At 63.3% G+C, this 19286-nt stretch carries 17 protein-coding genes (1 of these 17 running past the window's edge); 10 read left to right on the top strand and 7 right to left on the bottom strand.

All coding sequences use genetic code 11. The annotated features are described in order from the left end of the window. Nucleotides 1-3 precede the first annotated feature (3 nt). The 5 genes from IVB50_RS33675 to IVB50_RS33655 form a co-directional block, all read right to left on the bottom strand. A complete protein-coding gene (locus IVB50_RS33675; protein WP_018453289.1) occupies nucleotides 4-1131 on the bottom strand; it encodes an acyl-CoA dehydrogenase family protein in 1128 nt (375 codons plus the stop codon). Between the two features lie 27 nt (nucleotides 1132-1158). Continuing rightward, on the bottom strand, nucleotides 1159-3030 hold the full coding sequence (locus IVB50_RS33670; protein WP_018453288.1) for an AMP-binding protein: 1872 nt from the start codon (nucleotides 3028-3030) through the stop codon (nucleotides 1159-1161). 43 nt (nucleotides 3031-3073) lie between these two features. After that, nucleotides 3074-3880, bottom strand: coding sequence for an enoyl-CoA hydratase/isomerase family protein (locus tag IVB50_RS33665; RefSeq protein ID WP_026232504.1), 807 nt, complete (start codon nucleotides 3878-3880; stop codon nucleotides 3074-3076). A gap of 200 nt (nucleotides 3881-4080) precedes the next feature. Continuing rightward, nucleotides 4081-4839, bottom strand: a complete 759-nt coding sequence (locus IVB50_RS33660) for an SDR family NAD(P)-dependent oxidoreductase (protein WP_018453286.1) — start codon at nucleotides 4837-4839, stop codon at nucleotides 4081-4083. Nucleotides 4840-4906: 67 nt separating this feature from the next. Beyond that, nucleotides 4907-5509 carry a TetR family transcriptional regulator gene (locus tag IVB50_RS33655; RefSeq protein ID WP_018453285.1) on the bottom strand — a complete coding sequence of 201 codons (603 nt, stop codon included), beginning with the start codon at nucleotides 5507-5509 and terminating at the stop codon, nucleotides 4907-4909. A 210-nt stretch (nucleotides 5510-5719) separates the two neighbouring features. On the opposite strand from IVB50_RS33655, the gene IVB50_RS33650 reads away from it, so the two are divergent. Next, nucleotides 5720-6892 carry an acetyl-CoA C-acetyltransferase gene (locus IVB50_RS33650; RefSeq protein ID WP_018453284.1) on the top strand — a complete coding sequence of 391 codons (1173 nt, stop codon included), beginning with the start codon at nucleotides 5720-5722 and terminating at the stop codon, nucleotides 6890-6892. Nucleotides 6893-7012: 120 nt separating this feature from the next. Continuing rightward, entirely contained in the window at nucleotides 7013-8557 is a 1545-nt protein-coding gene (locus tag IVB50_RS33645) for an acyl-CoA synthetase (RefSeq protein ID WP_026232503.1), read from the top strand. Between the two features lie 17 nt (nucleotides 8558-8574). Here the strand turns inward: IVB50_RS33645 and IVB50_RS33640 are convergent, their stop codons facing one another. Continuing rightward, complete coding sequence (locus IVB50_RS33640; RefSeq protein WP_018453282.1) at nucleotides 8575-9117, bottom strand: methylated-DNA--[protein]-cysteine S-methyltransferase; 543 nt, start codon at nucleotides 9115-9117, stop codon at nucleotides 8575-8577. A 139-nt stretch (nucleotides 9118-9256) separates the two neighbouring features. Between IVB50_RS33640 and IVB50_RS33635 the strand changes: the two genes are divergently transcribed. From IVB50_RS33635 to IVB50_RS33605, 7 genes are all read left to right on the top strand, one after another. Continuing rightward, nucleotides 9257-10075 carry an alpha/beta hydrolase gene (locus IVB50_RS33635; RefSeq protein ID WP_247299308.1) on the top strand — a complete coding sequence of 273 codons (819 nt, stop codon included), beginning with the start codon at nucleotides 9257-9259 and terminating at the stop codon, nucleotides 10073-10075. 2 nt (nucleotides 10076-10077) lie between these two features. Then, nucleotides 10078-10890, top strand: coding sequence for an alpha/beta hydrolase (locus tag IVB50_RS33630; protein WP_247299307.1), 813 nt, complete (start codon nucleotides 10078-10080; stop codon nucleotides 10888-10890). 188 nt (nucleotides 10891-11078) lie between these two features. Continuing rightward, the gene (locus tag IVB50_RS33625) at nucleotides 11079-11753 is read left to right on the top strand and encodes a GntR family transcriptional regulator (protein ID WP_018453281.1); all 675 of its coding nucleotides are present in this window, start codon (nucleotides 11079-11081) and stop codon (nucleotides 11751-11753) included. Between the two features lie 71 nt (nucleotides 11754-11824). Then, the gene (locus IVB50_RS33620; protein ID WP_018453280.1) at nucleotides 11825-12625 is read left to right on the top strand and encodes a phytanoyl-CoA dioxygenase family protein; all 801 of its coding nucleotides are present in this window, start codon (nucleotides 11825-11827) and stop codon (nucleotides 12623-12625) included. A 189-nt stretch (nucleotides 12626-12814) separates the two neighbouring features. Continuing rightward, a complete protein-coding gene (locus IVB50_RS33615) occupies nucleotides 12815-14128 on the top strand; it encodes a Gfo/Idh/MocA family oxidoreductase (protein WP_018453279.1) in 1314 nt (437 codons plus the stop codon). Nucleotides 14129-14172: 44 nt separating this feature from the next. Further along, nucleotides 14173-17244, top strand: coding sequence for a winged helix-turn-helix domain-containing protein (locus IVB50_RS33610; protein WP_083926317.1), 3072 nt, complete (start codon nucleotides 14173-14175; stop codon nucleotides 17242-17244). Nucleotides 17245-17308: 64 nt separating this feature from the next. Beyond that, nucleotides 17309-17650, top strand: a complete 342-nt coding sequence (locus IVB50_RS33605) for a hypothetical protein (RefSeq protein ID WP_026232500.1) — start codon at nucleotides 17309-17311, stop codon at nucleotides 17648-17650. A gap of 100 nt (nucleotides 17651-17750) precedes the next feature. On the opposite strand, the gene IVB50_RS33600 is transcribed toward IVB50_RS33605, so the two are convergent. After that, nucleotides 17751-18836, bottom strand: coding sequence for an NAD-dependent epimerase/dehydratase family protein (locus tag IVB50_RS33600; protein ID WP_018453276.1), 1086 nt, complete (start codon nucleotides 18834-18836; stop codon nucleotides 17751-17753). A gap of 288 nt (nucleotides 18837-19124) precedes the next feature. Here IVB50_RS33600 and IVB50_RS33595 point away from each other — a divergent pair, with 288 nt between their 5' ends. Then, nucleotides 19125-19286: the 5' portion of an ABC transporter substrate-binding protein gene (locus IVB50_RS33595; RefSeq protein ID WP_018453275.1), read on the top strand. It continues 927 nt past the right edge of the window; only the first 162 of its 1089 coding nucleotides appear in the window; it begins with the start codon at nucleotides 19125-19127; its stop codon lies beyond the right edge, outside the window.

The raw sequence follows: 19286 nt of genomic DNA, 5'->3' as shown, positions 1-19286 counted from the left end.
CGCCTACGCCGCGTTCTTCTTGCGCATGCGGTCGATCAACTGGTCTTCCCAATAGGACAGGCTGCCGAGCCCGAGCGCCATCGCGTTGGCGCGGCGGTAGTACATGTGGCAGTCGAACTCCCAGGTGAAACCCATGCCGCCGTGAACCTGGATGTTGTTCTTGGCGCAGTGCTGGAACGCCTGCGTCGCGCTGATGCGGGCCGCGGCGGCGGCTTCCGGCAGCTCCGCGGCGTTGGTCGAGAGCGCCCAGGCGCCGTAATAGCTGTTGGAACGCGCCAGCGTTGCCGACACGTACATGTCCGCCAGCATGTGCTTGACGGCCTGGAACGAGCCGATCTGTCGCCCGAAGGCGATGCGGTCGAGCGCGTAGTCGCGGCCCATCTCCAGCGCGCGGTCGGAGCCGCCCACCTGCTCGAATGCGCAGAGCACCGCAGCGCGATCGAGCACTTGAGTCAAGATGCTCCAGCCTTCGCCGGCCGCGCCCAGGGGCTCGGCCTTGCAATCCCTGAAAGTGATCTCCGCCTGCCCGCGGGTCGGATCGAGATTGGTCAGGCTTTTCACCTCGACTCCGCCGGCCCTGAGATCGACAATGAACAAGGAGATGTCGCCGTCGCGTCCGCTCGATCCCGTGCGTGCCGCCACCACCGCGAAGTCGGCGATCGTACCATCGGCGACCGGCTTCTTGACCCCGTTGAGCACGCCATTCGCAGCCGTGAGCTTGACGTTCTTCGGTGACGGATTGCCCTTGCCCTCGAACAGCGCCAGCGTGCCGATCGCCTCGCCCGAGGCAATGGCCGGCAACCATTTTTTCTTCTGCGCGTCACTGCCCGCGATCAGCAGCGCTTCGGCAGCCAGGTAAACAGTCGAGGAGAACGGCACCGGTGCGTTCGCCCGGCCCATCTCTTCGGCGATCACGCAAAGTTCGAGATGACCGGCGCCGGCGCCACCAAAATCCTCGGGAATGGCGACGCCGAGAAAACCCATCTCGGCGAGGCCTTTCCACAGCTCCTTGTCGTACGGCACCTTGCCGTCGAGGACTGCGCGCACTGCCTTGGGTGGGCACTTCTCGGTGAGGAATTTGCGCGCCTGATCGCGGAGCTGCTTCTGGTCGTCGGAGAAATCGAAATTCATGGCGCGTATCCGTGTTGCTGATGTCGATTACTTGAGAATGATGACGTCCTGGTCAGGCTTGTCAGCATAGAGCCGCCCCACCAGCGCGGCACGACGTTCCAGGCCGGCGCGCTGGTTGATGTAGCCCTTGTCGGTGAGCTCGTTGCCGTCGATCGAAGGCGGTTCCGCCATCAGCATGGCGCGCGCGATGATGCGGCTGCTGGCGCCTTCGCACTCCCGGTTGTGAGCTTCCAGCCCGCGCCTGAAGCAAGCGATCACCTCGGGATGCGTCACTGCATCCTCGAAGCTGAGATCAGGCTTGCCGACGAGTTGACGGCAGGCATGCAGGTTCGGCCAGGCCAGCAAGCCGATGAAGGCGCGATCCTGCCCCGCGACCAGGGCATCATGCACGACGGGCGTCGCGGCGGCGATCGCATCGGTGCGCAGCGAGCCGACATGGACGAAGGTGCCGGTGGTCAGCTTGAAATCTTCGACCACCCGGCCGGCAAAGATGATGCCCTTCACCGGATCGGTGTCGTCGACGAAGATTCCGGCGTCGCCGATGCAATAAAAACCTTCCTCGTCGAACATCTTCTTCGTCAGGTCAGGCTGGCCGAAATAGCCCGGCGTGACGTTGACGCCGCGCAGACGCAGCTCGTATTTCGAGCCGAACGGCACCATCTTCAACTCGACGCCGGGGAACGGCAGGCCGATCAGGCCGACGCGCTCGGTGTCCCAATAGGTACCGGTCGATGTCGGCGCGGTCTCGGTCGAGCCCCAGCCGGTGTAGAACACGATGCGCTCGCCGGTGGTCTTCACGGCGAGAGCCTGCATGCGGTCGTAGAGGTCATCAGGCAGCCGCGCGCCGCCATAGGCCATGATCGAGAGATTCTTGAAGAAGGAGCGGCACAGCGCCTCGTCCTTCTCCATGGCGGCGGCGAGCGCGGCATAGCCGGCGGGGACGTTGGCGTAATAGGTCGGCGAGATCTCGCGCAGATTCCGGAGAGTCTCCTCGAACTGCCCCGGCATCGGACGGCCGTCATCGATATAGAGCGTGCCGCCATCGACCAGGATCGGGTGGAACGCCGCATTGCCGCCCATGGTGTGGTTCCAGGGCATCCAGTCCAGCATGGTCGAGATCGGACCGCCGGGATCGCGTGGCCGCACCTGCATCATCATGGCCGCATTGGCGCACATCATCGCTTGCGTGTTGATGACGGCCTTGGGCATGCCGGTCGAGCCTGACGTGAACAGCAGTTTGCCGACGGTCTCAGGCGTGATCTTCGCGATCGACGCTTCGACATCGGCAGTCACAGCTGTCGCCGCGAGCTCGGCAAAACTGACGCTCTCGATGCCATCGCAGGGCCGCAAGACGTGAACGATGGTGACGCCGGTGAGATCGAGCGCTTTCAGCGCCTTCTCGAAGGTCGGGCCGTCCTGCACCATCACCACGCCGGGCTTGATCAGGTCGAACAGGTATTTCAGCTTGACGTGATCATGGCTCATCAAGGAGTAGGCCGGCGAGACCGGCGCGGCCGGCACGCGCGCCTGCATCGCGGCCTGCGTCATCAGCGCGTGCTCGATCGAATTGCCGGAGAGGATTGTGACCGGGCGGCCGTCGAGCGCAAGGTTAAGCAGGCCTTGCGTCAGCGCATCCACGATGCGCTTGGCTTCGCCATAGGACAATTTGCGCCATTCGCGGTTCGGGCCACCGCGCTGGGCAAGCCAGATCCGCTCTGGCGCTTCCTTCGCCCATTTTGCCAGCGAAGCCGGAATATGCTTCTCGTAGGTCTGCAGCGGGATGCGCGACTTCAGCACCACCGTGCCGTCGTCGCGGCGCTCGACGTCGATGTCGCGCCCAAGCCACTTGACCTTGCGAAAGGCGGGTTTCGTCATCACCGCCGCCGCGCTTCCACTCATAGTGCGTCTCCCGGAATTTCTCGTCCTTTACGGATCTTCATTGTCAGCGCCTGATATAGACAGGCTTTCGCTTCTCAAGGAAGGCCCTGATGCCTTCCGAAAATTCCTCGGAGCGGCTGCACAGGACCTGGTTGCGATCCTCCATCGCGATTACGGCTTCCAGCGATCCGGCATCGACGCTCATGTTGAGACATTCTTTGGACAGGCGTAGGCCCACGGGCGAGGCCGTGATCATCGCGTCGACATAGGGTTCGGCGGCCTCATCGAGCTTGTCCTCGTCGACGACCTCGGAGACCAGCCCGACCGCGAGCGCCCGCTCGGCGCCGATGAAGCGTCCCGTGAGGATCAGCTCCGATGCCACGGTGACACCGACAAGGCGTGGAAGAAAATAACTGGTGCCAATGTCGCAGCCGCCAAGGCCGAGCTTGATGAAGGCGCAGTTCATCCGCGCCGATCTCGTCGCAATGCGGATGTCGGAGGCGAGCGCCAGCGCAAAGCCGCCGCCGGCCGCCGCGCCCTGTACCAGCGCGAGGATCGGCTGCGGACAGCGCCGCATCAGCATCACGATGTCGGCGATGCGCCGCTGCGAATCCAGCGACTCGGTGACATCAGGCGGCTCCTGCTGGCCGGCACGGCGCGCCATCGCCGCCTTGAGGTCGAGGCCCGCACAGAAATTCTTGCCGGCGCCCTTCAACACCACGACGCGCGTGTCGCGGTTGCGCTGAAGGCCTTGGAAGTAGACGTTGAGCGCGTCGATCAACGCAGGATCGAGCGCGTTGAGGTGTTCAGGACGATTGAGCGTCACGGTGTCGACGCCGTCATTGTGCTCGATCAACAGCGGTTGGGACATGCGCGCGACTTCCTTCATCCGCAACGATGGTGCCGATTACTGCGCCCTCTCCCTTGTGGGAGAGGGCATGTACGTCACGCGCCGCGCATTCGCTCGGGTGAGGGGTCTGCCTCCACAGGTGAGATCGTGGAGAGAACCCCTCATCCGGCGCGCTCAGGAGCGCGCCACCTTCTCCCACAAGGGGAGAAGGAAAAAGAGCTCTACCGCGGCGCCATGCGGATCGCGCCGTCGAGGCGAATGGTTTCGCCATTGAGCATTGGGTTCTCGACGATGTGCACGGCCAGCGACCCGTATTCATTGGCGTCGCCGAGACGCGCGGGATGCGGCACCTGGGCACCGAGGCTCTTGCGGGCCTCTTCGTTCAAGCCCATCAGCAGCGGCGTCAGGAATAGCCCGGGGGCGATGGTGTTGACGCGGATCTTCTGGCTCGCGAGGTCGCGCGCGGCCGGCAGCGTGAGACCGACGACGCCGCCCTTCGACGCTGCATAGGCGATCTGGCCGATCTGGCCTTCGTAAGCCGCGACCGAAGCAGTGTTGACGATGACGCCGCGCTCTTCACCGACCGGCTCGATCGTGACCAAGCGCTCGGCGAACAGACGCAGGCAGTTGAACGTGCCGATCAAATTGACGTTGATGATGCGCGCGAACTTTTCCAGCGGGTAGACTCCATCGCGGCCGACGATGCGCTGCGAGCCGCCGATGCCGGCGCAGTTCATCAGCACGCGCGCGACGCCGTGCGCGGCTTCCGCATTGGCGATCGCCGCCTTGATCTGCTCCTCGCTGGTGACGTCGGCATGAAGCGCGATGCCCTTCACTTCGGCGGCGACCTTCTCGGCGTTTTCCTTGCTCTGGTCGATCACGCCGATCTTGGCGCCCTTCGCGGCCATGGCGCGGGCGGTCGCGGCACCAAGGCCCGACCCGCCGCCGGTGATGAGAACGGCTACGTCTTTCAACTGCATCGCTTGTACCTTTCCTCGAACCTTTTCCTTGGGCGTTTCTTCTCTAGACTTCTGCGTTCTGGCCGGATCATCCGGCCGCGGCGGCTTCCTCGATATTCGTGAGAATGCCGCCGCAGATCAGCGTTTCCATGTGCTTGATATATTGCCGGCAGACGTCGTCGGTGACCGGGCCGACGCCGGTCGCGCGTGACATCGCGTGCCGGCCGAAGAACAAATGATCGCAGGCGCCGATCAGGCTGGTGTAGAACAGCACGGGATCGGTGGCGCGGAATTCGCCCTGACTGACACCTTCGGCGAGCAGGCGGCGATGGAAATCCAGCAGCGGTGCGACGAAGAATTTCGAGACTTCGTCCGCGGAGCCCGCGACGCTCTCGTGCAGCAGATAGTGAATCAACCGGTTCATGTAGGGAAACCGGTGATAGGCGCGGATGATGCCGCCGATGTGCAGCTTCAGCTTCGCGGTCGGCGTGATCGGCTGCGCCAGCAGATATTCCAGGTTGGACAGTTCCGTTCCTGCGTCGCGCTCGAGCAGCGCCAGCAGCAGGCCGTCCTTGTTGCCGAAGTGATATTTGACCAGCGCGGCGTTGGCGCCGGACTTCTGGGCGATGTCGCTCAGGGAAATCTCGATCGAGGAGCGTTCGATCATCAGCTCGCTCGCGGCCACGAGCAATTTCTCTGCCGTGGAATTCTTTCCGCTGGGGAGCCTGTTCGGTACGCTGGTAGTCACGGAGATCCCTGATTTTGGCGGAAGAGCGGCCGCAGATAAGCCCAAGCAGCGCCTCCCCACAAGAGTTAATTGATCGATTGACTAAACAACCGGTCGCCCCTTAAATCCCGCCCCGACAACCAACCGTTCAAAATAATCCAGGGAGAAACCGACATGGCCGAGGCTTATATCGTCGCCGCTGCGCGTACCGCCGGTGGGCGCAAGGGGGGCCGCCTCGCCGGATGGCATCCGGCCGATCTCGCCGCGAAGGTGCTGGACGAGTTGGTCGACCGCACCAAGGTCGATCCCGCGCTGGTCGAGGATGTGATCATGGGCTGCGTCATGCAGGTCGGCGAGCAGTCCAACAACGTGGCGCGCAACGCCATCATGGCCTCGAAACTGCCGGAGAGCGTGCCGGGCACCTCGATCGACCGCCAATGCGGCTCGTCGCAGCAGGCGCTGCATTTTGCTGCGCAGGCCGTTATGTCGGGCGCGATGGACGTGGTGATCGCCGCCGGCGTGGAATCGATGACGCGCGTGCCGATGGGCCTGTCGTCGCAGCTTCCCGCCAAGAACGGCTTTGGCAATTACAAGAGCCCGGGTATCGAGCAGCGTTATCCCAACATCGTGTTCAGCCAGTTCACCGGCGCCGAGATGATGGCCGAGAAGTACGGCCTCTCCAAGGATGAGCTCGACGAGTACTCCTACAACAGTCATCAGCGCGCGATCGCGGCGACGCAGGCCGGCCGTTTCAAGACGGAGATCGTGCCGCTTGAGATCACCCGCGCCGACGGCTCCAAGGACACCCACCACATCGACGAGGGCATCCGCTTCGACGCCACACTCGACGGCATCAAGGGCGTCAAGCTGATCGCCGAGAATGGCAAGCTCTCCGCGGCCAGCGCCAGCCAGATCTGCGACGGCGCTTCCGGCGTGATGGTGGTGAACGAGCGTGGCCTGAAGCAGCTCGGCGTGAAGCCGCTGGCGCGCGTCCACCACATGACCATGATGGGTGGCGATCCCGTGATCATGCTCGACGCACCGCTGCACGCCACCAAGCGCGCGCTGGAGAAGGCCGGCATGGCGATCGACGACATCGACCTGTTCGAGGTCAACGAGGCCTTTGCCTCGGTGCCGACCGCGTGGCTGAAGACCACCGGCGCCGATTCGGAACGTCTCAATGTCAATGGCGGCGCCATCGCGCTCGGCCATCCGCTCGGCGGCTCCGGCACCAAGCTGATGACGACGCTGGTGCATGCCTTGCATCAGCGCGGCAAACGCTATGGCCTGCAGACCATGTGCGAAGGCGGCGGCATGGCGAATGTGACGATCGTGGAGCGGCTGTAAGCCCTCTCGTGTCCCGGACGCGCTGCAGCGTGAAACGCTGCGGCGCAGAGCCGGGACCCATGCCTCACAATGGACCCCGGATATCCGGGGAACGTTACTCCCAGCCGCGTAAACAGAGACATGACACACCCCTCCATCCACGCCCGCGCCACACCCGACAAGATCGCCTATCAAATGGCCGGGACCGGCAAGGCGATTACCTATCGCGAGCTCGACGAGCTCTCGAACCAGGGCGCGCACCTGTTCCGCTCGCTCGGGCTGAAGGCCGGCGACCACATCGCGCTGCTGATGGAGAACCGCCTCGCCTTTATGGAGATCTGCTGGGCTGCGCAACGCAGCGGGCTCTATTACACCGCGATCAGCCGCTATTTAAAGCAGGACGAGATCGACTACATCATCGCCGATTGCGGCGCCAAGGTCGTGATCACGACACCGAAATGTGCCGACCAGATCAAGACGCTGATCAAGGGTGCGCCCGGCGAGCCGGTCTTCTACATGATGGACGAGCCGCAAGCCGGCTTCCGCTCCTACGACAAGGAAGCCGCCGCACAGCCGACAACCCCGATTGCCGACGAGGTTGCCGGCTATGACATGCTGTATTCGTCGGGCACCACGGGCCGGCCCAAGGGTATCAAGAAGGCTTTCGAGGGCAAGCCGATCGACGAGCCGAACGCGTTTCTGCGCGTGCTCTGCGCCAGCATGTGCGGCATGAACGCCGAGACTATTTATCTCTCACCGGCACCGCTCTATCACGCCGCTCCCTTGCGCTTCAACATGATGGCTGTCCTGCTCGGCGGCACCTCCATCATCATGGAGCACTTTGACGCCGAAGATTTCCTGAAACTGGTCGAAAAGTACAAGGTGACCCAGGCGCAGCTGGTGCCGACCATGTTCGTGCGCATGCTGAAGCTGCCGAACGAGGTCCGTAACCGCTACGAAGTCTCGACACTGAAGGGCGCGATCCACGCCGCCGCCCCCTGCCCGGTCGAGGTCAAGGCCAAGATGATCGAATGGTGGGGGCCGATCCTGATCGAATATTACGCGGGCTCCGAAGGCAACGGCGTCACCGTCTGCAACTCGAAAGAATGGCTGGAGCACCGCGGCAGCGTCGGCCGCGCCGTGGTCGGCAAGATCAAGATTCTGGACGAGAACGATGAGGAGCTGCCGACGGGCGAGATCGGCACGGTCTATTTCGCCGATGCGCCGGTTTTCGCCTATCACAACGATCCCGAGAAGACGAAGAAGGCCTATAACGCAAAAGGCTGGTCGACGCTCGGCGACGTCGGCTATCTCGACAGGGATGGCTTTCTCTTTCTCACCGACCGCAAGTCCTACATGATCATCTCGGGCGGCGTGAACATTTACCCGCAGGAGACCGAGGACGTGCTCATCACCCACCCCGAGGTCGCCGACGTCGCCGTGTTCGGTGTGCCGAACGAGGAGATGGGCGAAGAGGTCAAGGCGGTGGTGCAGCCGCACGATCCCAAGCGCGCCGGCAAGGAGCTCGAGGCCGACCTGATCGCCTATTGCAGGAGCCGCCTCTCGACGATCAAATGCCCGCGCTCGATCGATTTCGAAGCCGAGCTGCCGCGCACGCCCACTGGGAAGCTGGTGAAGCGGCATTTGCGCGACAAATATTGGCCGATGGCGGCGGCGAAGATCTAGCCAGCGGCGTCATCGCCTCAATCAAACAAGCTCGGCGTGTGGTTCACCAGCGCGCCTTCGATCTCCAGCATCTTCAGCTTCGTCACCACGCCGCCATTCGCGGAGAAGCCGCCGGGCTTGTTGCCGGCCGCCAGCACGCGATGGCAGGGCACGACGATCGGGCACGGGTTGCGGCCGAGCGCCTGGCCCACGTCGCGCGACAGCTCGACACCGCCGAGTTGCTTGGCGATGTCGCCATAGGTGACGGTCTTGCCCGGCGGAATGGTGCGGGCGATCGCGTAGACCCCGCGGTTGAAGTCGGGCACGCCATCGAGATCGAGCGGGATGTCGGTGAGGTCATCCGGCTCGCCCGCGAGCAGTTTTGTGATGCGGTCGATCGCCTGCTGTACTTCGGCGGTCGGCGCGGCTTCGCTGGCATCGGCATGGCGCTGGCTGATGCGGGTGCGGATCTTCTGCTCACCGCCCATCGGCAGTTGCGTGCCGTTGATGCCGCGCGGACCCCAGGCAATGGCGCAAAGGCCGATCTTGCTGTCGAAGAGGGCAAAATGCTGGTCGGTCATAACTTCGTCCTTGGCTTGCGTTCCCCTCGCATGCCCCAATGTGAACTGAGCTCAAATCTAGACTTGGAAATAGTTGCGATCCACCCGGTTTCCGGGAATCTTGCACAGGAGTTCCGCCTTCCCTGTTTGCGAGCCCAGAATGCAAAGCCTCCACGTCAACGGATACGACATGCCCTATCTCGACGTGGGCGAAGACCGAGGGCGGCCGCCGCTGGTCTGCGTGCATGGTTCGCTCAACGACTTTCGTGTCTGGGGCTGCGTGCTCGGTCCGCTGTCCCAGCGGCACCGGCTGATGGCCGTCAGCCTGCGGCACTTCTTCCCCGATCGCTGGGATGGCGTTGGCGACACCTATTCGATCGCCCAGCATGTCGACGACGTCATCGCCTTCATCGAGGAGCTCGACCTCGGCCCGGTTGATTTGATGGGCCATTCCCGCGGCGGGCACATCTGCTTCCGCGTGGCGCAGCGGCGGCCGGACCTGCTCCGGCGGCTGGTGCTGGCCGAGCCCGGCGGGGAGCTCGACGCGAGCCTCGATCCAGACTATGCCGGCGGCCCCTCGCCGTTGCTGGCGCGGTTCACGGCCTCGGCCGAGAAGATCGCGGCCGGCGACATCGACGGCGGCCTTGCAGTCTTCGTCGACACGCTGGAAGGGCCCGGCACCTGGCCGCGGCTGCCGGCCCTGGTGAAGCAGAATCTGCGTGACAACGCCTTCACGCTGATCGGCCAGGTCCGCGACAACCGCCCGCCGTTCTCGAGGGCCGACGCGGAGTCCATCAGGATGCCGACGCTGTTCATCCTGGGCGCGCGGACCAAGGGCCTGCTGCCGAAAGTGCTGCATGCGCTCGCGGCGCATGTGTCGTATTCCAGGACGGCGGTCATCCCAAACGCAACGCACCCGATGTTCGAGCAGGCGCCGCAGAAATTCTCCGAACTGGTGCTGGATTTTCTGGCGGGCTGATCATGCAGACACTTCGCGTCAATGGTTACGACATGGCCTATCTCGAAGTGGGCGAGGGGCCGCCGCTGGTCTGCGTGCACGGCACGCTCGGCGATTTCCGCACCTGGTACTCCGTGCTCGGTCCGCTGTCGAAATCGCATCGCGTGATCTCGGTCAGCCTGCGGCATTTCTTTCCCGAACATTGGGATGCCGTCGGCGACGATTACAAGATGGCCCAGCACGTCGCTGACGTGATCGCTTTCATCGAGCAGGTCGAACCCGCGCCGGTCGATCTGATGGGCCATTCGCGCGGCGGTCACATCGCCTTTCGCGTGGCGCAGGCGCGGCCCGATCTGTTGCGAAAGCTGGTGCTTGCAGAACCCGGCGGCGATCTCGATGCGAGCCTGCCGGTGCCCGCAGGCACGCCCGCGCACCCGCCGCTGGCGGCGCGCACGGCGCGCTCGGTCGAGATGATCCGCGCCGGCGACATCGAGGGCGCGCTGCAGAACTTCTACGAAGGCATCGAAGGCGACGGCTCGTGGCGGCGCGTGCCGGCGGCGGCGAAGCAGCAATTGCGCGACAACGCGATCACCTTCCTCGGCCAGATCAACGAGCAGCGCAGGCCCTACACGCTCGCGGACGCGCAGGCGATCACGACCCCGACACTCCTGATCGGCGGCGGGGCGACGACAGGGAGCCTGTCGGTGATGTGGCGTGTGCTGGCCGAGCACATCACCGGGGCGAAGACAGCCGTGATCCCCAATGCCGGCCACTGGATGTTCGAGCAGGCGCCCCTGGAGTTCGGCGAGGCGGTGGACGCGTTTTTGGCGGAGTAAGTGGCCTCACACTCTTTTTTCCTCAAAAACAACCCCATGCACAGTAGCTGAGCCCAGCAATATCAATGACTTAGGTGGCGCGAAATGAGGCTGGACGCCCCCTTGGCCGCGCTTGACGCCCTTATCCCCTCGCCGTATCCTTGAATACGGAATTCCGTATTCCCTCTCATGGTCTCGGAGCTGCCGGCGTGATCCCTCTCGACCCGCTTCCGAACTTGATCGACCAGGTCTATGCGCGGATCCTGGAGGCGATCTCCGACCGCACGCTGCAGCCCGGCCAGCGCATCCGGCAGAACGAGCTCGCCGACAGGCTCGGCGTATCGCGCCAGCCGGTGTCGCATGCGCTGCACCTGTTGCACCGGCAGGGACTTGTCGCCGAGAGCGGCCGGCGCGGCTTTGAAGTCACCCAGCTCGATCCCGCACGCATCCGCCAGCTCTACGAGGTGCGCGGCGCAATCGATGCCTTGGCGGCGCGGCTGGCAGCGGAGCGCGCAGGCGATGCGGCGGGACGCGCGCGGCTGGAGGCGGCGCTCGCCGCCGGACGCGGGATCGATGGCAAGACCACGCTCGCCGAGCTGATCGCGCTCGACGTCGCGTTTCATCGCGCGATCTATCGGCTCGCCGGCAATCCCGTGATCGAGGAGACGATTACGCCGCAATGGCCCCATATGCGCCGCTCGATGGCGACGGTGCTGTCGGAGCTCGATTATCGCGGCAGCGCCTGGGCCGAGCATGCCGACATTGCCGGACATATTCTCGCAGGAGATGCGAAGGCGGCCGAACGTGCGGCGCTTGCGCACGCGCAGACGGCGGGACGGATGACTGAGGAGAGATTGAGGGCGACGGAAGAGGCGGCGGCGTAGCGACCGCCACTGCCAAGACGTGGATGGCCGGCCAAGACGAGCGACAACAAATCAAAACAGGAGGACGCGCCGTGAAACTGTCCCAGGAGCAATTGGAGTTCTTCCACCACGAGGGCTGGCTGTTCCTGCCCGAACTGTTCAGTCCGGAGGAGGTCGATCTCCTCGCGCGCGAGGCGGTCGGCATCTATGACACGAACCGGCCGGAAGTCTGGCGCGAGAAGAGCGGCGCGCCACGCACCGCCTTTGCCGCGCATCTCTACAACGAGGCGTTCGGCATTCTGGGTGCTCATCCGCGCATGATCGGCCCGGTCGAGCAGCTGTTCGGCGAGCAGGTCTACATGCACCAGTTCAAGATCAACGCGAAATCCGCCTTCACCGGCGATGTCTGGCAATGGCACCAGGATTACGGCACCTGGAAGCGCGACGACGGCATGCCCGAGCCGCGCGCGATGAACATCGCGATCTTCCTGGACGAGGTGATGCCGATCAACGGCCCGCTGATGCTGGTACCGCAGAGCCAGAACGCCGGCGACCTCAAGGCCTCGCATGACCTCGCGACGACCTCCTATCCGCTGTGGACGCTGGACGAGGAGACCGTGACGCGGCTGGTCAAGCAGGGCGGCATCGTTGCGCCGACGGGAAAGCCCGGCGGCATGCTGATGTTCCACGGCAATCTCGTGCACGGCTCGGCCGGCAACATCACGCCCTATCCGCGCAAGATCGTGTACCTGACGCTGAACGCGGTTTCGAATTACATCCGTACCCCGACGCGGCCGGAGTACATCGCGCATCGCGATTTTGCGCCGATCAAGACGGTGGAGGACGACGCACTGGTGCGGCTCGCCCGTGCGCCGCGGCAGGCGGCGGAGTAGGACACTCTCGTGCCCCGGACGCAGCGCAGCGCGAAGCGGTGCGCTGCAGAGCCGGGCCCATACCACACGGATAGTTTTCTTTCTGGGTGCCGGCTCTGCGGAGTAGCGCCATAGTGCGTCGAAGACGCGCGTGAACGCGCTTATGGCGCTGCACCGCGTCCGGACCAACATACTTGATCGGGTAACAACATGAACCTCTTCCGCCTCCTCCAGGCCCGCGCTGCCGCCGGCAAGCCCGTCCGTGTGGCGCTGATCGGCGCCGGCAAATTCGGCTCGATGTTCCTGGCGCAGGTGCCGCACACGACGGGGCTGGAGGTACCCATCATCGTCGACATCGATCGCGACCGCGCGCGCGAGGCCTGCCGCACGGTGGGCTGGAGCGCCGAGCGGATCGCCGCCACCGTCTTCACCGATGATGGCGCGCGCGCCATCGCCGGCGGCGCGATGGACGTGGTGGTGGAGGCGACCGGCAATCCCGCCGTCGGCATCAAACACGCCCGCGCGGCGATCGCGGCCGGCAAGCATATCGTGATGGTCAATGTCGAGGCCGACGTGCTTGCCGGTCCGCTGCTCGCCCAGGAAGCCCGCAAGGCCGGCGTGGTCTACTCGCTCGCCTATGGCGACCAGCCGGCGCTGACCGCGGAAATGGTGGATTGGGCGCGCGCCACCGGTTTTCATGTGGTTGCCGCCGGCAAAGGCACAAAATATCTGCCGGCCTATCACGACGTGACGCCCGACAGCGTCTGGCAGCATTACGGGTTGACCGCGGGCGAGGCGCAATCGGCCGGGATGAATCCGCAGATGTTCAACTCGTTCCTCGACGGTACCAAATCGGCGATCGAGATGGCCGCGATTGCGAACGCCTGCGGACTGGACGTGCCTGCGGAGGGCCTGCTGTTTCCACCCTGCGGCGTCGACGACCTGCCGCATATCATGCGGCCGGGCAGCAAGGGCGGCGTGCTGGAGCGATCGGGCGTCGTGGAGGTGGTCTCCTCGCTCGAGCGCGATGGAAGGCCGGTGTTTCGCGATCTGCGCTGGGGCGTCTACGTCGTGCTGGAGGCGCCGAACGACTACGCCGCCGACTGCTTCAGGCAATACGGCCTCAAGACCGACGGCAGCGGACGGTACGCGGCGATGTACAAGCCCTACCATTTGATCGGCCTCGAGCTGAACATCTCGGTGCTGTCGGCCGCGCTGCGGGGCGAGCCGACCGGGCAGCCCCATGGTTTCCGCGGCGACGTCGCCGCCGTGGCAAAACGCAATCTGCGCGCCGGCGAGATGTTGGACGGCGAAGGCGGCTACACGGTGTGGGGCAAGCTGTTGCCGGCGGCCGCGAGCCTCAAGGCCGGCGCGCTGCCTATCGGGCTGGCGCATCGCGTGAGGCTGAAGCACGACGTCGCCCATGGCGAGATCGTGCGCTGGAGCGATGTCGAGTTCGACGCGGGCAACGAGACGATCAGGACGCGGAAGGCCATGGAAGCGGCGTTCATTAGCGCAGAGTAGGCCCTGTACTCATAAAATCGAGATTTATTGGTGCGGACTGAGCGATGTCCGCTGGCCGCCACATGTGCGCGACAGAGGGGCGAACATGCTCTGCTGAGTTCCGCCGCCTTCACCAGTCCATTGATTTCAGTGGCAACCATGGCAAGGTAGCTCGCGCGGCACAACCAGTTGGACGCATGATGATGGTGGGCTCGGTCGTCAATGAAGATCGGCTCGCGAAAGAAAGTTTTTCTTTTGGGCCCTTTGAATTAATCCCGGAGCGGAGACGTCTAGAAAAATCGGGTGTACCACTTCAGTTGGGCGCCCGTAGCTTGGACATCCTTACAGTTCTTGTCGAGCATGCTGGCGAAGTTGTCAGCAAGAAGACTCTGCTAGCTCGGGTTTGGGCCGGCGTCACCGTCGACGAGGGTAGCCTTAGATTTCATATGGCGGGCTTGCGCAAGGTGCTCGGCGATGGAGAGGCCGGAGCGACGTATGTCACGACCGTGCCAGGACAAGGGTATAGCTTCGTGGCGCCTGTCTCACGAACGCTCAAGCCTGTTGCTGAAATCGCAAAATCGGGTCGACGCTCAACATTTCCGAATCGCCTTGGCAGGATGATTGGCAGGGACGACGCCGTGCAAGCGATCTCCTCGCATCTTATGGCCGAACGATTCGTGTCCATTGTCGGTCCGGGCGGGATCGGAAAAACAACTCTGGCAATATCTGTCGGCCACCAACTCACTACAGAGTTTGCCGATCTGGTTCACCTTATTGACCTGGGCTCACTTTCTGATCCGCATCTCGTGGCGGGTACGATCGGCTCGGCGCTCGGACTTGCCGTTGACGATCGCGATCCTATCCCCGGCCTTCTGGCCGCACTGCGAGACATTCGAGTTTTGCTGGTGCTCGATAGCTGCGAGCGTGTGATTGAGGCGGCTTCTGCGCTGGCAGAAACCATCTTCGAGGAAACGCCGCAAGTTTACATCTTGGCAACAAGCCGTGAAACCTTGCGGGTCAGAGGCGAGCACGTTCATTGGATAGCTCCCCTCGAGTTTCCGCCTGAGGGTCCCAATGCACGAGAGGCGATGGCATACGCTGCAGTACAGCTTTTTGTCGAACGCGTTACAGCAAGTCAGCCTCAGTTCATACTCAACGACGTCGATGCACCGGTCGTGGCCGAGATCTGCCGAAAGCTCGACGGAATCCCCCTCGCAATCGAACTCGCAGCTGGTCGTGTGGGCGCTTACGGAGTCCATGACGTTTTGCGGCTCCTCGACCACAAGTTCGAGCTCTGGCGAGGCCGGCGAACGGCGTTGCCGCGACACCAGACTCTGGCTGCAACGCTCGACTGGAGCTACGATCTTTTGCCGGAGCTTGAGCAGATTATCCTGCGCCGACTATCTGTTTTCGTTGGGCCGTTTACGATCGAGGCTGCCTTCGCGATCGCGGCCGGAGATGATTTGGACGATTCGCAGGTGATCGAGTCCGTTGCCAGTCTTGCCGCCAAGTCACTTCTGACAGCGAACGCTCGTCTCGCCATCCCGCTATACCGATTGCTGGATACCACCCGCGGGTATGTGCAGGAAAAGTTGGCCAGAAGCGATGATGCAAACCTCGTTGCTCGCCGTCATGCTGTCTATCATTTAACTTTATTCGAGCGGATTGGGGTCGAGCTGTCCGGTTTCCGGAAGAGCGAAAATGCGTCTGCCTCCAAGCTCGTTCGGTCCCTGAAAGGGGCAGGAAGCAACAATCTGACCGAAGCATCGGTTGCCACTAATGGTCGGCCGATCGATGAGATCCGCGTTGCCCTCGACTGGGCGCATGGCAAGTCTGGTGATTCGCTGCTAGCGCTCGACCTCACGGCCGCTGCCGCACCGGTCTGGATTCATCATATGCTCATAGACGAATGTCGGGAGCGGACAGAGCAAGCGGTTTTCCAAATCGACGAAAAGCTGGGTCGTGACGCGCGCCGGGAGCTCCGCCTCTTCTTCACTTTGGCGGTTGCGCATATGGAATCGACCGGGGACGCTGCGATCATCGACGATGCGTGGTTGCGTGTATCCCGATTGGCTGAAGAACTGGACGACAACGAATATCAGCTGAGGAGCTTATGGGGTCTCTGGATAGGGCGATACCTAAGAGGCGATTTCCCCGGTGCACTGCAGATCGCCGAAAAATTCGTCAACCTGCCTGATGGCGCTATCGATGTCGCTGATCGTTTCGTCGGAGAGCGGATTTTGGGAGTGACGCGGCACATTCTAGGGGACCAAGCCGGCGCCCGGCGACATCTGGAAAAAATGCTGGCAGGCTACGTCGCGCCGCCAGGGCAAATGCACGCCCTGCGATATCAGTTTGATCAACATGTGGCTGCCCGAACGTACTACAGCCAAACGCTTTGGTTGTTGGGTTTTCCGGACCAGGCAGCCGCGGTCGGCAAACACGCCTTCGATCATGCGACGGCACTTGGACACGATTTTTCTCTTCTCTATGCGATTGCCTTCGGCGCTTGCCCTCTAGCGCTTGAGATCGGCAATTTTGATGCTGCGGAAGCGCTCATCTCAACTATGCTTCATCGAGAAGCGACGTTCAGAGCAATGGGAGTATGGGGCCGCTGTTATGCGGGTATTCTGGAGATGAAGGGTGGCCACACCGCTGCGGGCCTTGCCCTGCTTCGCGAAGGCTTGAATGGCTTCCCCCCGACCGGCTTTCAAAGCCGCTATTTATTCCTTCTGGGCAATCTCGCACTCGGTGAGTCTGATATCGGCGATCACCGCGGAGCCAATACAACGATCGAAAGGGCGCTGGCTCAATCGGAAAGGAACGAGGACCGCTGGTTCGTCGCTGAACTGCTGCGCATCAAGGGTATCCTGGCGCTCAATCAAGGTGGCGCGGAGGCGCTCGTGTCGGCCGAAGCGCACCTCAATCACTCTCTCGAGTGGTCACGCCGCCAAGGCGCAATATCCTGGGAGCTCAGGACGGCGACAACTCTGGCATCCCTGATGCAGAAGCAGTCGCGTATCGGTGAGGCACGGGAGCTGCTAGCGCCCCTTTACGTTCGTTTCTCCGAGGGACTTGCCACTGCAGATTTAGTCAAAGCTCGTTCTCTGCTGACATTGTTGAACGAGCCAACCTAGCTTGGATCAATAAGGATTCGCAGCGTGATAGAGCCAATGCACGCCAGCCGCTACGAGAAAGAAGATGCCACGCCCACTCACCCCCGCAGAGCGTGATCTGGTTGCCTTTATTCTAGGTCAGCATTCGCCCTTGCAGGACCATTTTGGGCTCGTCGAGGAAATGAACGACGGTGGGATGGGTAGCCTTCTCTTTGTCGGCGCGGCAGATCGGCGTTTCGGCCGATGTATTGGCGAATGCGAATTCGACGATGCCGATGGAGTGCTGGTGTCGGTCGCGCTGAACCTCGGCCAGCGCGACGAGTTGTTTGAACTTGATCTGTGGAAAGTCGACTTTTCGCCGCTACAGAGGATCGCCGTCCTAGGTGATGTCCGTCCCTCACGGTGGTTGCGACACACGCTCAGATAAGCCAGATCTGAAGCCGTTCGAACCGGCTCGGCCAGCGGACCGCTCCGGGTCACAGTCTGACCTGGGCAACGATCCCGGACGTATCCGCTTTGGCTCTCGGTCAGGGAAGCAGTCGCTCTTGCTTTGCCTGCCTGAACCACTTCCGGAACATGTCTTCCGTATCCATCATCTCGGTGAAGCCGGCGCGGTTGATCTTCACGGTCGAGACGATCGAGGGCGGACCGGATTCGGTGTGGCCATAGCGCAGGCTGTAATCGGCGTATTGGAACGAGAGGCCGACGAATTCGGCCAGCGCAGGCGATGCTAGGTCGTGCTTGCGCCGCAGCGCATCCCAGGGAGCGACCCAGCTCGGGAATTCCCTCGCGAGCGACAGCGGGACCGGCCTGCCCGGCTTCATCTCCAGTGCATCGGCGACCGCAGGCCAGATGTTCTCCCAGGTAAAGACGTCGCCATTGGTCACATTGAAGGCCTCGTTGCGCGCGGCCTCGGCCTCGCCCGACCAGGCGATGGCGCGGGCGAGAAGATCGACGTCGACGGCCTGCCCCACCCGCGGAGCGCCGCCGGGGTAGTCGAGCGGCCTGCCCTGCTCGCGCAGCATCGCGGCATAGACGCCGAGCGGCGGGATCAGGTCCATGGCGCCGCCCATGGCGAGACCGACGATCAGCACCGGCCGCAGGATGCTCCAATGCCAAGCCTTGCCGGTTTGGAGGTCGCGCAAGAAGTTTTCCTGCGCCCAGTAGAAGTTGGGCTGCTCGTACATTTCGGAGCGGCCTTCGCGGGCCGGCACGGTCAAGGGGCGAACGTGGACACCATAGGCCTTGGTGCCCTGCAGCAGGGCGACGTGCCTGAGGCCGGGCGCCACAGGCTCGAGCGCACCCATCAAATTGCGCAGCATCAAATCGTTGGTCTTGATTTGCTGCGGGTCGCGCCAGCCGTCGACGAGCTGCGGCGCCTCGTAGAGCGCGGCGTAGATCAGATGCGTTGCGCCGCTCAGTTCCGAGGCGGCACGCCCGCAATCCGCTGCGCTGGTCAGGTCGATCGGTACATGACGGGCACCGTAGAGGTCGCGCGGCTTCCGCCGGGACAGGGCAATGACATCGCACCCGCCCGAGACGCCGAAGTGTCGCAACGCGGCATTGCCGACGAGACCGCTCGCTCCGGCGACCACGATTTTCTTGCCCGTCATGCGCGAGCCTCCCTAGTTTTTGAATGACCGAATAGCAGATCGCTTGCAGGCCCGACTTGCGTCAGGCCGGCGTTCGCACCTGCGAGGCGCCCATGAGACTTGATTCCGGCGAAGCGCCCGGTCATCCTCGCCGCGGAACCGCAACGATCGGAATTCCATCTTCGAGTGCCCGCAAGGGCCGTTCGGAAACGCCACAACGTCTCAACAGACAACGTCGAGCGTCGACGAAGACAAGACGACACCAAGATCGGTCCCTGGTCGAAGCATCGACTTAACGGAGGGAAGCGCATGGAACGTCGTAAATTCCTGACGGCAGGCGGATTGGGCCTCGCCGCCAGTGCCGTCGCTGCGCCGGCGATCGCGCAGTCGATGCCCGAGATCAAATGGCGATACGCCGCGAGCTGGCCGAAGGCGCTGGATACGCTCTACGGCGGCTGCGAGTATTTCGCC

Source organism: Bradyrhizobium sp. 87 (genome assembly GCF_023073015.1).
GTDB lineage: Bacteria > Pseudomonadota > Alphaproteobacteria > Rhizobiales > Xanthobacteraceae > Bradyrhizobium > Bradyrhizobium canariense_D.
The sequence above is the reverse complement of the archived record's forward strand: the minus strand, read 5'-3'. Positions and strand labels throughout refer to the sequence as shown.

What these genes read in the sequence shown, in the direction of transcription:
- IVB50_RS33665 (WP_026232504.1), bottom strand. Translation starts at nt 3,880, where the DNA reads ATGTCCCAACCGCTGTTGATCGAGCACAATGACGGCGTCGACACCGTG.
- IVB50_RS33645 (WP_026232503.1), top strand. Translation starts at nt 7,013, where the DNA reads ATGACACACCCCTCCATCCACGCCCGCGCCACACCCGACAAGATCGCC.
- IVB50_RS33600 (WP_018453276.1), bottom strand. Translation starts at nt 18,836, where the DNA reads ATGACGGGCAAGAAAATCGTGGTCGCCGGAGCGAGCGGTCTCGTCGGC.
- IVB50_RS33615 (WP_018453279.1), top strand. Translation starts at nt 12,815, where the DNA reads ATGAACCTCTTCCGCCTCCTCCAGGCCCGCGCTGCCGCCGGCAAGCCC.
- IVB50_RS33630 (WP_247299307.1), top strand. Translation starts at nt 10,078, where the DNA reads ATGCAGACACTTCGCGTCAATGGTTACGACATGGCCTATCTCGAAGTG.
- IVB50_RS33635 (WP_247299308.1), top strand. Translation starts at nt 9,257, where the DNA reads ATGCAAAGCCTCCACGTCAACGGATACGACATGCCCTATCTCGACGTG.
- IVB50_RS33670 (WP_018453288.1), bottom strand. Translation starts at nt 3,030, where the DNA reads ATGAGTGGAAGCGCGGCGGCGGTGATGACGAAACCCGCCTTTCGCAAG.
- IVB50_RS33675 (WP_018453289.1), bottom strand. Translation starts at nt 1,131, where the DNA reads ATGAATTTCGATTTCTCCGACGACCAGAAGCAGCTCCGCGATCAGGCG.
- IVB50_RS33650 (WP_018453284.1), top strand. Translation starts at nt 5,720, where the DNA reads ATGGCCGAGGCTTATATCGTCGCCGCTGCGCGTACCGCCGGTGGGCGC.
- IVB50_RS33610 (WP_083926317.1), top strand. Translation starts at nt 14,173, where the DNA reads ATGTCCGCTGGCCGCCACATGTGCGCGACAGAGGGGCGAACATGCTCT.
- IVB50_RS33605 (WP_026232500.1), top strand. Translation starts at nt 17,309, where the DNA reads ATGCCACGCCCACTCACCCCCGCAGAGCGTGATCTGGTTGCCTTTATT.
- IVB50_RS33640 (WP_018453282.1), bottom strand. Translation starts at nt 9,117, where the DNA reads ATGACCGACCAGCATTTTGCCCTCTTCGACAGCAAGATCGGCCTTTGC.
- IVB50_RS33660 (WP_018453286.1), bottom strand. Translation starts at nt 4,839, where the DNA reads ATGCAGTTGAAAGACGTAGCCGTTCTCATCACCGGCGGCGGGTCGGGC.